Annotated in this window: 9 protein-coding genes, 2 tRNA genes and 1 pseudogene; 8 read left to right on the forward strand and 4 right to left on the reverse strand. The window is 35.1% G+C overall.

Annotation, left to right across the window (positions count from 1 at the left end; genetic code table 11):
• Positions 1–237 precede the first annotated feature (237 nt).
• Both pafA and CF599_RS04560 read left to right on the forward strand, forming a co-directional pair.
• Positions 238–1,890 (forward strand): alkaline phosphatase PafA, encoded by a 1,653-nt coding sequence (pafA, locus tag CF599_RS04555; protein WP_121964857.1) that lies wholly within the window; start codon positions 238–240, stop codon positions 1,888–1,890.
• A 161-nt stretch (positions 1,891–2,051) separates the two neighbouring features.
• Positions 2,052–4,976 (forward strand): pitrilysin family protein, encoded by a 2,925-nt coding sequence (locus CF599_RS04560; protein ID WP_121964858.1) that lies wholly within the window; start codon positions 2,052–2,054, stop codon positions 4,974–4,976.
• A 69-nt stretch (positions 4,977–5,045) separates the two neighbouring features.
• Here CF599_RS04560 and mfd read toward each other — a convergent pair whose 3' ends face one another.
• Both mfd and CF599_RS04570 read right to left on the reverse strand, forming a co-directional pair.
• Positions 5,046–8,399, reverse strand: coding sequence for a transcription-repair coupling factor (gene mfd, locus CF599_RS04565; protein WP_121964859.1), 3,354 nt, complete (start codon positions 8,397–8,399; stop codon positions 5,046–5,048).
• The gene (locus CF599_RS04570) at positions 8,399–9,004 is read right to left on the reverse strand and encodes a hypothetical protein (protein ID WP_121964860.1); all 606 of its coding nucleotides are present in this window, start codon (positions 9,002–9,004) and stop codon (positions 8,399–8,401) included. The genes mfd and CF599_RS04570 overlap by 1 nt, the downstream gene beginning before the upstream one ends.
• A gap of 165 nt (positions 9,005–9,169) precedes the next feature.
• On the opposite strand from CF599_RS04570, the gene CF599_RS04575 reads away from it, so the two are divergent.
• Both CF599_RS04575 and CF599_RS04580 read left to right on the forward strand, forming a co-directional pair.
• Positions 9,170–10,123, forward strand: a complete 954-nt coding sequence (locus tag CF599_RS04575) for an NAD-dependent epimerase/dehydratase family protein (protein ID WP_121964861.1) — start codon at positions 9,170–9,172, stop codon at positions 10,121–10,123.
• Between the two features lie 160 nt (positions 10,124–10,283).
• A complete protein-coding gene (locus CF599_RS04580) occupies positions 10,284–10,430 on the forward strand; it encodes a PLD nuclease N-terminal domain-containing protein (protein WP_254050238.1) in 147 nt (48 codons plus the stop codon).
• Between the two features lie 337 nt (positions 10,431–10,767).
• Here the strand turns inward: CF599_RS04580 and CF599_RS19635 are convergent, their stop codons facing one another.
• Positions 10,768–10,941, reverse strand: a complete 174-nt coding sequence (locus CF599_RS19635; protein WP_173835513.1) for a hypothetical protein — start codon at positions 10,939–10,941, stop codon at positions 10,768–10,770.
• Between the two features lie 333 nt (positions 10,942–11,274).
• On the opposite strand from CF599_RS19635, the gene CF599_RS04585 reads away from it, so the two are divergent.
• The 4 genes from CF599_RS04585 (at position 11,275) to CF599_RS04600 (ending at position 13,877) form a co-directional block, all read left to right on the forward strand.
• Positions 11,275–12,558 carry an aldehyde dehydrogenase family protein gene (locus tag CF599_RS04585; RefSeq protein WP_371514453.1) on the forward strand — a complete coding sequence of 428 codons (1,284 nt, stop codon included), beginning with the start codon at positions 11,275–11,277 and terminating at the stop codon, positions 12,556–12,558.
• Positions 12,559–12,585: 27 nt separating this feature from the next.
• Positions 12,586–13,227: a trimeric intracellular cation channel family protein gene (locus tag CF599_RS04590; protein ID WP_121964864.1), complete on the forward strand. Its 642-nt coding sequence runs from the start codon at positions 12,586–12,588 to the stop codon at positions 13,225–13,227.
• Positions 13,228–13,312: 85 nt separating this feature from the next.
• Positions 13,313–13,386 (forward strand) — tRNA-Asn (locus CF599_RS04595).
• Positions 13,387–13,803: 417 nt separating this feature from the next.
• Positions 13,804–13,877, forward strand: a tRNA-Asn gene (locus tag CF599_RS04600).
• 142 nt (positions 13,878–14,019) lie between these two features.
• Here CF599_RS04600 and CF599_RS19785 read toward each other — a convergent pair.
• Positions 14,020–14,114 (reverse strand): annotated as a pseudogene (locus tag CF599_RS19785) (transposase); the annotation flags it as partial.

Raw genomic sequence — 14,114 nt, forward strand, 5'->3', positions numbered from 1 at the left:
AAAAGTAATTATACAAGATAGGTCTGAATTAGTGACACAAGCATACTAGAGTATGTTTTTAGAGGTAATGAAAGAACTATGAAGTAGAATTGCTTTGTAGTCTTTGGTTAGCACTAGTTTTGGGTTAGAATGTTAATATTGAAGTTTTTTGACGATTTTATGTTCATAAAGTCTTTGAGTTTAATAGTTTTGTAAACGAAGACCTTATAAGAACATATACTAACCTTAATTAAAGAGATGAGAATCAAAACAACCTTATTTGCAGCAGTAGGCTGTATGTTATCAGTGTCAGCAATGGCAAGTGGAACATTACCGAAACCAAAACTAGTAGTAGGAGTAGTAGTTGACCAGATGAGATGGGATTACTTATATAAATACTATGATCGTTATTCAGATAATGGATTTAAACGTTTATTAAACGAAGGATTTTCTAGTGAGAATACATATATTGACTATGTTCCAACATATACAGCTATAGGGCATAGTACTATCTATACAGGTAGTGTGCCAGCGATACACGGTATTGCAGGGAATGACTTTATTATGCAAGCTACAGGAGAGAGCATGTACTGTACGCAAGATGACAGCGTAGTAGGAGTAGGCGGAGGAGCAGGTAAGATAGGAATGCAATCTCCTAAGAATCTATTGGTATCTACAGTAACTGATCAATTGAGATTAGCGACTAACTTCCAATCGAAAGTTGTAGGTATTGCTATTAAAGACAGAGGAGGGATACTTCCAGCAGGACACTTTGCTAATGCAGCTTATTGGTTAGATGGTACTACTGGAGATTGGATTACAAGTACATATTATATGAAGGATTTGCCTAAATGGGTAAAGTCTTTTAATAAAGAGAAACTTGCTGATAAATACTTTAAGAAAGGATGGAGCACACTATATCCTATCAAATCATATGTATTGAGTATAGCAGATGATAATGTATATGAAGAGCCATTTAAAGGAGAAGATAAGCCTGTGTTTCCACGTGACTTAATGAAGTTAAAGAAAGACAATGGTTATGATTTGATAAAAGCAACACCATTTGGTAACTCATTGACACTTGATTTCGCTAAGGCAGCTATAGACAGTGAAGACTTAGGAGCTAACCCTGCAGGAGTAACAGACTTCTTAGCAGTTAGTTTATCTTCTACTGATTATGTAGGACACCAATTTGCAATTAATTCTATTGAAGTAGAAGATACTTACTTAAGATTAGATGCTGATTTAGGAGAGTTTTTAAGCTATTTAGATAAGAAAGTAGGAAAAGGAAACTATACTTTATTCTTGACAGCTGACCATGGAGCGGCACATAACCCTAAATATTTCCAAGATATTAAAGGTAACGCAGGATACTTTAATACTGCAGAAGCAAAGACAGTGTTGAATGATAAGTTAGAGAAGAAGTTTGGTCAAAAAGAAATCATTAAGAGTCTTACTAATTACCAAGTTCATTTAAATAATACTTTAATTGAAGAGAAAGATTTAGAAGAAGATGATATCAGAGAGTACATCGTAAGAGAGATGAAAAAACTTGAAGGTATTGCGTTCGTTACAGATATGGATAATGCTGCTACAGCTGCTATCCCTGCTAAAATCCGTGAGCGTATTGTCAACGGATATAATATCAAGAGAAGTGGAGTTATTCAGTATATCTTAGAACCACAATGGTATAGTGGTAAGAAAGATAGCAAAGGAACTACTCATGGTACTTGGGGATCATATGACGCACATATTCCAGCAGTATTTATGGGATGGGGTGTTAAACCAGGAAAAACTACACGTGAGACACATATGACAGATATAGCACCAACTATCGCTGAAATATTGAAAATAGAAGTTCCTAATGGAAACATTGGTACTCCTATACACGAGGCAGTAGAAGTAAAATAGTTATTATTCAATAAAATATCAAAAGTCGCTTACATGATGTAGGCGACTTTTTTTGTTTCTTATCAAATAAGTATACTGCTACATAATTTAGATTGAATTTTAATAAAGGAGTATGAAATATATTTTATAGATTTGGAACATAGACACAAAAACACCTATCGATGAAAAAAAGATACCTACTTTTTGGTTTTGTATTTGCTGTAAGTGCTTCAATGCATGCGCAGTATAAAACAGTAACTAAAAAAGATGCTAATGGGTTCTCATACGAGTATGTAGAGAATGACCCAGCTAAAGCTAGAGTGTATACTTTAGGGAATGGCCTAAAAGTGTATTTAGCACAGAATCATGACGAACCACGTATACAAACGTATATACCAGTTCGTACAGGATCTAATAATGACCCTGAAGACAGTACTGGATTAGCTCACTATCTTGAGCACATGGTGTTTAAAGGGACTTCTAAATTAGGTACTATAAACTGGGCTAAAGAGCAAGAACTTATTAAACAAATCTCTGACTTATATGAGCAACATAAAGCAGAGAAAGACGTAGAGAAAAAGAAAGCTATCTATAAGAAGATAGATGAAATCTCTAAGACTGCATCACAGTACGCAGTAGCAAATGAGTATGACAAGTCTGTAGCTTCTATCGGAGCAACGGGTACAAATGCACATACTTGGTTTGACGAGACTGTTTATCAGAATACTATCCCATCTAATGAATTAGAAAAATTCTTATTAATCGAGAGCGAGCGTTTCTCTGAATTGGTACTGCGTTTATTTCACACTGAATTAGAGGCTGTATATGAAGAGTTCAACAGGGGACAAGATAATGATTCATGGGCTTCTCACGAGGCAATGATGAAGTTGTTATTCCCTGCTTCTCACTATGGAACTCAAACTACGATAGGTACTTCAGATCACCTTAAGAACCCTTCAATGGTAGCTATTAACAACTACTTTAACCAGTATTATGTGCCTAATAATATGGCTGTAGTATTAGTAGGAGATCTTGAGTTTGAACCTACTATTAAACTTGTTAATGCTTATTTCGGAGCAATGAAGAAAGCAAATCAACCTGCTGAGTATATTGCTAAAGAAGCACCGTTAACGAAGATACAAGTTAAAGATATTTATAGCCCACAAGCAGAGCGTGTAGAGATAGGTTTCCGTTTAGGTGGTATCCAGACTAAGGATGCTGTTTACTTAAACTTGATCGATATGTTATTAAGTAATGGTCAAGCTGGTATTATAGACTTAGATGTTAATCAAAAACAAAAAGCACTATATGCAGCGAGTTCTCCTATGGTAATGAAGGATTACTCAGTACACCAACTTACAGGTATGCCTAATGAAGGACAAACTGTAGAAGAAGTGAAAGACCTATTACTAGCTCAGATAGAGAAGCTTAAAAAAGGTGAGTTTGATGAGTGGTTATTAGAAGCTGTAGTGAATGAGTTCCGCAAGAGTTCAATGGAAGCTTTAGAAAGCAATGAGGCAATGGCTACAGAGATGTACCAAGCATTTATCCATGGACGTACTTGGGAACAATCAGTTTCTGACCTAGAGCGTATGTCTAAAGTGAGCAAACAAGAGCTAATAGACTTTGTTAACGCTAATTATAAAGATAACTATGTAATTATCTATAAGCGTCAAGGAGAGAATAAAGACCTAGTACGTGTAGAAAACCCAGGTATTACACCTATTGATTTAAATAGAGATAGCGAATCAGAATTCTACAAACGCCTTAAAGGTATTACTGTAAAAGAAATCGCTCCTGTATTTGTAGACTTTAATACAGCTATTCAAAAAGAGAAAATAGGTAAGGGGAATAGCCAATTATATTCTATCAAAAATACAACTAATGATTTAGCTACTGTGACGTATATCACTGAAGTTGGATCTGATAATGATAATAAGTTATCACTTGCGATTAGTTATTTAGATTACCTAGGGACTAGTAAATATTCTGCTGCTGATATCAAGAAAGAGTTCTTTAAATTAGGAGTATCTTATAGTATTAGTACAGGTACAGATAAGACATATATCACTGTAAAAGGATTAAAAGAGAATATCCCTGCAGGTGTGAAGTTATTAGAGCATTTAGTTGCTGATGCTAAGGCTGACACAGAAGCATATGAGAATATGGTTGATCAAATCTTGAAAGGTCGTCTAGATGCTAAATCAAGTAAAGGTGGAATCCAAAGAGCACTTAATAGCTACATCGTTTCTAATGGAGAATTAAGTCGCTTTAAAGATATTCTAAGTGAGAAAGAATTAAAATCTATTAAACCAACTGAGTTAGTAGGTTTAGTTCACAACTTCTTTGATTACAATAATGATGTTTTCTATTATGGTAATGATAAGGAGAAAGCGAAGAAAGCTATTGTAGAGAATCACAATTTAGGAAAAGGTAAGAAAGTACCAACAGCTAAGGTTTATCCAGAACCAGCTACAGATGGTACACTATACTTTGCTCCTTATGATATGGTTCAGGCAGAGATCACTTATAGAGCAAGAGAAGGTAAGTTTGATAAAAACTTATTAGCAACTAGTTCTGTGTTTAATAACTATTTCGGTGGAGGTATGGCTTCTGTTGTATTCCAAGAAATTCGCGAGTCTAAATCATTAGCGTATTCAGCTTATGCTTATTATTTAAATGCTCCTAAGGCAGATAGATATAACTATGTATTGGCATACGTGGGTACTCAGGCAAATAAGTTACCTCAAGCTGTAGAAGCCATGATGGGACTTATGAATGATATGCCACAAGGAGAAAGCCAATTCCAGAATGCTAAGAATACTGTTCTTAAGAATATTGCTACACAACGTTATACTAAAGCACAAATCTTTACATACTGGTTAAGCTTAAAAGAAAAAGGTATTGATTATGATATGAATAAAGATATCTACAGCCAAGTAGAGAAAATGCAGATGACTGACTTAGTGAATTACTTTAATCAATATGTAAAAGGTAAAACTTTCAACGTAGGATTATTAGGTAAGAAAGAAAACTTAGACTGGGAAGCGGTTAAGAAAATGGGTAAAGTGAAAGAACTTAGCCTAGAAGACTTATTCGGGTACTAGAATTAGGTATATAATAAAAGATAAAAAGGCTTTACACATCGTGTAAAGCCTTTTGTCTTTTATGTAATACTAAGAATCAAGTAATTCGATTAACTCTAGTCCTTGTTTTATTGATTTTACATTCTTGAATGTAAGGAGTAGTCGTAAGCCGTTCTTAGTTTGCTTTTCTTTCATCTCACATAGATTAGATCTCTGTTGTATGAATAGAAGTGCTTTTCTAAATTTAGCTGATTGATAGTAGTCTGACTGTTGGTCTCCTAAGAAGTAACAAATCATTTTACCTTGTTTCATCACTACTTTTTCTATTCCCATATTAGCAGCGTGCCATTTGATACGCAAGCTATTTAATAATGCTACAGCCTGACGGGGTAATGCTCCGAATCGGTCTATTAAGCGTTGTTGATATTCTTGTAATACATCTTCATCATCTATTGTACTTAACTCATTATACAGGTTAAGACGCTCTGTAATGTTGTTGATATACTCATCAGGGAATAATATCTCGAAGTCTGTGTCGATCTGTGTATCTTTGACGAACACCTTATTTTCTTCCTTGTTTTCTTCTTCATACAGATCTTTAAACTCGTTCGCTTTTAGTTCTTCAATAGCCTCTTGCATAATCTTCTGATAGGTCTCAAAACCTATTTCATTGATAAAACCACTTTGTTCACCTCCTAAAATATCACCAGCTCCTCTAATCTCAAGATCTTTCATAGCGATATTAAGTCCACTACCTAAGTCACTAAACTGTTCTAATGCTTGTATCCTCTTACGTGCCTCTTCTGTCATCACAGAGTAAGGAGGGCAGATAAAGTAACAGAATGCTTTCTTATTACTTCGTCCCACACGACCTCTCATTTGGTGTAAATCAGATAGCCCGAAGTTGTTCGCATTGTTTATCAAGATAGTATTTGCATTAGGTACATCTAATCCACTTTCGATAATGGTAGTCGCTACTAATACATCGAACTCTCCATTCATAAAAGCAAGCATTAACTCTTCCAACTTTTTACCTTCTAGTTGGCCGTGTCCGATACCTATTTTAGCATCGGGAACTAGGCGTTGTATCATACCTGCTACTTCTCTGATATTCTCTATACGATTATTTATAAAGTAGACTTGCCCACCGCGTTCTATCTCATAAGACACAGCATCTCTAATCACCTCTTCATTAAATCCGACTACATTTGTCTCTATCGGATATCTATTCGGGGGTGGAGTATTTATCACAGATAAGTCTCGTGCTGCCATTAGTGAGAACTGTAACGTACGTGGAATAGGTGTAGCTGTCAGCGTTAATGTATCTACATTTTCTGAGATAGTCTTTAGCTTATCTTTTACTGCTACTCCGAACTTTTGTTCTTCATCTATTATTAATAAACCTAAATCTTTAAAGACAATTCCTTTATTTACTAACTGATGTGTACCAATAAGGATATCTATTTTACCTACCTCTAAGTCTTGTAATATCTCTGTTTTTTGCTTAGCAGTTCTAAATCTATTGATATAAGATACACGCACAGGCATATCCTTAAGACGCTCACTAAAAGTTTGGTAATGTTGGAACGCTAAGATAGTCGTAGGAACTAATATCGCTACCTGTTTGCCATTATCAACCATTTTAAAGGCTGCTCTAATCGCTACCTCTGTCTTCCCAAAACCTACATCACCACAAACTAGACGATCCATCGGTCTCTCAAGTTCCATATCTGCTTTGACCTCTTGAGTCGCTTTTAGCTGATCAGGAGTGTCCTCATAGATAAAAGAACTTTCTAGTTCATGTTGTAAATAACTGTCTGGTGCACATTGAAATCCTTTTTGTAATCTGCGTTTAGCATATAGCTGTATCAGGTTAAAGGCAATGTGTTTTACACGAGCCTTAGTCTTATTCTTTAAGGTCTTCCAAGCTGCAGAACCCAATTTGTGAATCTTAGGTACAGCGCCATCTTTACCTGTGTATTTTGATATTTTATGTAGAGAGTGTATACTCACATAGACGATGTCATTATCAGCATATACTAACTTGATTGCCTCTTGTGTCTTTCCTTCTACTTGTATTTTTTGCAACCCTCCGAACTTTCCTATACCGTGGTCTATATGTGTGACATAATCCCCTACAGATAGTGAGTTAAGCTCTTTTAGTGTTATTGTTTGTTTTTTAGTATAACCATTCTTAATACTAAACTTGTGGTAACGTTCGAATATTTGATGATCTGTATAACAAACTAGTTGCTTCTCCTCATCGATAAACCCCTCGAATATGGGCATTACCACTGTTTTAAACGCTTGAACGACTTTGTGGTTGTCATCTTCTTTTAATGATTCGAAGATGTCTCTAAAGCGCTTAGCTTGATTCTCATTAGAACAGAATAAGTAATTATAGAACCCATTATCTGTGTTTTCATTTAAGTTGCGCGCTAGTAAATCGAACTGCTTGTTAAATGAAGGTTGAGGTTTTATGTGAAACTCTACTGTTTTGTTGATCTCTAGTAGTTTCGTGTCGTTTAATTCTAACAGAGTGAACAACTCTAATTTATGCAAAAAAGACTGCCCATCTAAGAACATATCTTTAGGTTCTTTGTGCTTTAAATCTTTATTGAGTTTCTCAAAAGTCGTAGTAGCTCTCTCAAAATGTCTATCTAGTTGGTCTATGATCAGAGCTGTATTCTGAGTTAGAACTACAGTCTTCTCAGAGATATAGTCTAAGAAACTTTCTCTATTCTCTGCTGAGAATTTATTCTCAACATTGGGGATAATTGTTATCTTCTTTTGTTTTTCTACAGATAGCTGTGTCTCTACATCGAAAGTACGGATACTATCTATCTCATCACCAAAAAACTCTAGGCGATAAGGATGGTCATTAGAGAATGAGAATACATCGATAATACCACCGCGTACAGAGAACTCTCCTGGCTCAGCCACGAAATCTACTCGTTTAAAGTTGTATTCGAATAGTACCTCATTGACATAATCTATTGATAGCTTATCTCCTTGATGTACTTTTAGCGTGTTCTTTTCTAATACTTTCTTAGTGACTACTTTCTCAAATATAGCCTCAGTATAAGATACAATAATAGCAGGCTTCTTACGAGAGCTGATTCTATTTAGTACCTCTGCACGTAGCAAGACATTGGCGTTGTCTGTTTCTTCTATTTGATAAGGTCTTTTATAAGAACCTGGATAGAAGAGTACATCGGTCTTATTTACTAATGTCTCTAAGTCGTTTAAGTAATAGGCTGCTTCTTCCTTATCATTAAAGATTAGTAAGAATGGAGCATCTAATTGACTAAACAGGCTTTCTATTTGAAACGAAATAGCAGAGCCTATTAATCCCTTTAGATATATCTTATTTCCTCGAGACTGTAAGTCTTGAATAAGCTGTTTGGTTTTAGAAGAGTCTTGAAAGCGTTGTTTAATGTCCATTATTCCGTCTGGTTTTCTGTTGTAGGGTTAGCTAATCTCTCAGCACTTATCGCTTCTATTAATTCAGCTTCTCCTTCTTCTTTAGGAACGCTCGCTTTTCTAATAGTCTCTTCCATTTGAGCAGTTAACAATCTAAAAGCTCTGTTGGTGTATTTTATATTGTAATCAAGTTTCTTTATATCGATAGGCTCAACTTCTAAGAACATATTTAGGTTGTTTAAAGAAGTCTGAAGTAGTGCTACTCTGGCTTTAATATCTGGTAGATCTAACTCTTTTGGATATTGTTGATAGCTAAGAGAAGATAATAATTCTGATAATCTAGCTGATCTCTTTTGGAATTCACCTATTGCCGATACCGGTTTTAATCTAACCTCTTGGGCAAGTTCTTGCCAAGGTTTCCACTCTTTAAGGATAGAATCTAGTTCAGGTGTAAGAGAAGGGAAACGCAAGTTCCAGTTCTTAGTCAAGAAGTCATACACACTATCATTGTGTTGAGCTATTTTAAGTTCTTGTTCTTTAGCGAACTTCTCTTCATCTTTACAAGAGAAGCTCATGATAGAGACTAAGAATAATACAGGTATGATTATATATGAGTTGCTTTTCATCTTTCAAAAGTTTTATGCGCCAAATTTACAAAGTTATATGCTATTTTATATCACTTGCATTGTCAGATTGTTATAAAACCTATAAAGTTGTAGTAATGTTGGTCAGTAAAATTGATTTGTTATGGTAGTTAAACTATATTTGTGTACTTTTTAAATACACAAACGATGGGAACCAAAATCCTTATAATTGGAGCTTGCGGACAGATAGGTTCAGAGCTAACGCTTAAATTAAGAGAAGTTTATGGAAGTGATAATGTGATCGCTTCAGATATTAGAGAAGGGAATGAAGCTCTTATGAGTTCAGGTCCTTTTGAAACAGTAAACGCTATGGAATTCGATGCTGTTGCGGCAGTAATCGAGAAACACCAAGTAGAAGAGGTTTATTTAATGGCTGCGTTATTATCCGCAACTGCTGAGAAAAACCCTGCATTCGCTTGGGATCTTAATATGAATTCGTTGTTCCACGTATTGAACCTTGCTAAAGAAGGAAAGATTAAAAAAGTATTCTGGCCATCATCTATTGCAGTTTTTGGACCAACGACACCTAGAAATAATACACCTCAATATACTGTTATGGAACCTAGTACTGTGTACGGTATCTCTAAACAAACAGGAGAACGCTGGTGTGAATATTACCATAACAAATTTGGAGTGGACGTAAGAAGTATTCGTTACCCTGGTCTAATCTCTTGGACTACACCTCCAGGTGGTGGTACTACAGATTATGCAGTAGATATATTCTATAAGGCAATCGAAGATAAGCACTATGACTGTTTCTTATCTGAAGAAACTGGTCTTCCGATGATGTATATGGAAGATGCTTTAAATGCTACTGTAGGTATTATGCAAGCGAAGAAAGAGGATGTTAAGATTCGTTCTTCTTATAATTTAGGTGGTATTTCTTTTACACCAAAAGAGATTGCCGCTGAGATCACTAAACACATTCCTGATTTTACTATTGAATATAACCCTGACTTTAGACAAGCTATCGCTGATAGCTGGCCAGCTAGTATCGATGATACTTCTGCACAGCAAGACTGGGGTTGGAAGCACAAGTATGACTTAACTTCTATGACAGAAGTAATGTTAGAAAACCTAACTAGAGAATTAAAGAAATAATAGTTCTATTATAGAAAGAAGCCAGCGTATAGCTGGCTTTTTTTATATCTTGCAGTCGGTTAAAACAGTGGTTTTTTATCTTATTATTACTTTTATAATTATGGTATTAAGTGGTCTCCTTGCCTTTTGGCAATTTTTTCTTTTGTTCTTGATAGGACTTATGCTTTATAGTCTATATCATTTAGGAAAGTCAAGTTTAGATATCGGACAGAAACTTGTTTGGTGTCTCGTTATTATATTTATTCCTTTTGGCTTTGTTGCTTATCTACTAACAAAGCCTTATAAAAGCCAAAAAGGTCAGCAATAAGCTGACTTTTTTGATAGAAGTGTAAAATGGTGCGCAAAAATAAGGGTACCGTCTTGTTTACCAAATTTGGTGTAAAGATTATGCTTATTTAAAAGAAATAGGGAAATGAAGACTTGAAGACTTGAATTCAAGAGTAAAGCATAGCTTACTTATAAAACTAGCGGTATTATTAAGGTTGTGCGGCCTTTATACAGCCCCTTCAACACTTCTTCAACATTACCACAACATTGTTCCACAATAAGTCCTTTTTACTGAGGAATTCTTGACTCACTCTTGAAGAGCTCTTGTCTCAAATAACTTGCTTAGTTCTCAATTTTTGACACAGATCCACTTTTTTTTATTTGCGAAGTCTTTTAAAGACTAGTTTGTATAAAGGCACTACCACTATGATTAGCGATATGGCTGCTAATGCGATTACTGCACTACTAGGTACAGAATCTACACTGCGTAATATAATGGTGATTATAAATAGGAATGCTCCTAAAAGCAATAACTTTACATTTTTATCCATGCTTGTTGTTTTGCTACAAAAGTAAGGCTTTAGTTTAATTTATTGAACAAATAGATAACTAATGGGCTTACTATCATTACAAAAGAAACTAATATAATAAAATAGGCAAATTGTGCGCCGATTATATTTAGATAGAAGAGTGTAAATGACAAGGCAAATAGAGCGATGCCAAGCAAAAAGAGTAGTTGATTTCTTTTCATGGTCATTTCGTTTTAATGTGATACTAATTTAGTTATTTTACTTGAGTTATCAAATTTTATCAACTAGAACAGTAAGGATAATCAAAACAATTATTAATTTTAGAGAAAAGTAAATATTCAGTATATGAACACAATGGTAAAAGAGACTTTAGACAAAGCAAATGAAGTATATCTAAAATGGAAGAAGGTCAGTGTCGCAGATAGAGTAGCATATCTCGAGAAGGTTAAAGCTAAGTTATTAGCTAATGTAGAGGAATATGGAAAGAGTATGACACTAGATATGCATAAGCCCATTAAGCAGGCTGTAGCTGAGGCTGAGAAGAGTGCTCGCTTGATTGATTATTATATTGAGAATGGAGCTGAATTATTAAAAGGACGTACGATCAAGACAGATTGGACGGAAACATATACTGTGAATGATCCTCTAGGTGTGATTTTAGGGGTGATGCCTTGGAACTTCCCTTTTTGGCAAGTATTTAGATTTGCAATACCGGCATTGTTAGCAGGGAATACTGTAGTGGTGAAGCATGCTAGTAATGTACCATTAAGTGCTAAAGCATTAGAAGAGTGCTTTAATGTAGAGGGATTTGAACAAGTGTATTTTGGTATTACTGTATCAGGTAGTGAAGTGGATGCTATTATTGAATCACCAATTATTAAGGGTGTATCGTTGACAGGAAGTGAGGCTGCGGGTAGTTCTGTTGGAAAAAAAGCAGGAGAATTAATTAAGCCTATTGTATTAGAGCTTGGTGGGAGTAATGCCTTTATCGTGAGAGAAGACGTAGATATAGATAGTATTATTCCTATCGCTATAAATGCAAGGTTTCAAAATACAGGACAGAGTTGTATTGCTGGGAAGAGATTTCTAATACAGAATAGTATTAAGGAAGAGTTTACAGAGAAGTTCGTAGAAGCCGTTAAAGCGATTGAGTTTGGTGATTTAATGGATTATAACACTGGGATAGGTTTAATGGCAAGAGAGGATCTTGCTATAGAGCTTGAGACTACTATGTTGGAATCTGTAAAGATGGGGGCGAAGATATTAACTGGTGGTAAGCGAGATGGCGCTAAATTTGAGCCGACAGTAATTACTAATGTTACAGATGAAATGCCTGCATTTAAGTTAGAAACTTTCGGTCCATTAGCTGTTATTTCAGGTTTTGAGACTTTTGAGGACGCTATAGCGATGAGTAATGATTCAAGATTCGGATTAGGAGTTGCTATATTTAGTAAAGATGTAGAATTCCTTAAATCTAAAGTTCATGAGTTTGATGAAGGAGCTATCTTTATTAACGAGATGGTGATCTCTGATCCGAGAGTACCTTTCGGAGGAAATAAATTCTCTGGTATTGGCAGAGAGATGGCTTTAGAGGGATTACTCTCTTTTGTCAATAAAAAATCAGTTGTTATTAAATAGTGTTGGTCTTTTTTTTCGTTTAGTCCTATGTTAGACAAATTTATAGAGTTTTGGACTGCAATACATTTTGTAGATATTATAGAGTTTTTTGGTACATGTGCCTTCGCTATATCAGGTATTCGTATGGCTTCAGCCAAGAGTTTAGATTGGTTTGGAGCATTAGTAGTTGGATTTGTTACTGCCACAGGAGGAGGTACATTACGTGACCTGTTATTAGGCGTAACCCCCTTTTGGATGCTAAACAGTGTGTATGTATGGTGTACCATTGTTGCTCTGTTTTTTGTAATTCTTTTTAGGAAACAGTTAGTCCATCTAAATAATACCTTTTTGTGGTTTGATAGTATCGGATTAGGACTATTCGTTGTGGTAGGTACAGAGAAGACGATGACATTAGGATATCCTTTTTGGGTAGTAGTTATTATGGCTACGATAACTGGAGTAGTAGGAGGGATTATTAGAGATATTATGATTAATGAGATTCCGGCGATATTTAAGCAAGAATGGTATGCGCTAACATGTATATTCGGGGTAATGATCTACTACATATTCGATTTCTTTAACGTAGGAGTTATTTTTACTCAAATTTTTTGTGCCTTATCTGTTTTTGTAATTCGCTTAATAGCAAACCATTATAAGCTTGGTCTCCCAACACTCAAAAGTGAGGAGTGAAAAAGTTTACTTTTTTTCATTCAAATGTTTGCAGATACTAAAAAACACACTATATTTGCACCGCAATAAAGGTAATTTATTATCTTCCTTCTTAGCTCAGTTGGTTAGAGCATCTGACTGTTAATCAGAGGGTCCTTGGTTCGAGCCCAAGAGAGGGAGCATCAGAGAAGCCAGTCGTAAGACTGGCTTTTTTATTTGGTATAATTAGAACATTGCTATCCCATCTCATCTATTTTTCAGAACAATGTATCTTGCTTTTGTATTCTGAATATATGTAATGTCCGTTACTTAGTTTTCTACCCTTTCAAATAATGTTAGTTCTATTTAGGTAGATTGAAGTAGTTTTGTTTATAACCAAGTGTCCTTATCTAGGAGAAATTTGTTTGAGATAGTCTTATTTAGATGAAGTAAGTCAAAAAAAGCAAAATATTTTTTAGTTACTTCTGTCTGATTATGAGGAAGTTTAAAATCCGATAGTCACTAATTAGCAAAAAGCTCAGTAAAAACAAGGGAAAAGTGTTTGAAATCATTCAAAAAGCCCTATATTTGCAATGCAATAAAGGTAATTTATTATCTTCCTTCTTAGCTCAGTTGGTTAGAGCATCTGACTGTTAATCAGAGGGTCCTTGGTTCGAGCCCAAGAGAGGGAGCGCAAGAGAAGCCAGTCGTAAGACTGGCTTTTTTATTTGGTATAACTTGATCCTATATATTTCATTTCTTAAATATTATTTTGGATGCTTTCTAGAGTTAGGCAATAAGGTAAAAAGAATGGATCAATCTCAAAAGTTGTGTTTATGCATAAAGTTTAGTCAATCTGTATAAGAAGAAGTCAATATCTCTTACTCCTCTAAATTGAGCCCTGAATGCTTTAATTTTGGCATTAAATG

Source organism: Myroides sp. N17-2 (assembly GCF_002286775.1).
Lineage (GTDB): Bacteria > Bacteroidota > Bacteroidia > Flavobacteriales > Flavobacteriaceae > Flavobacterium.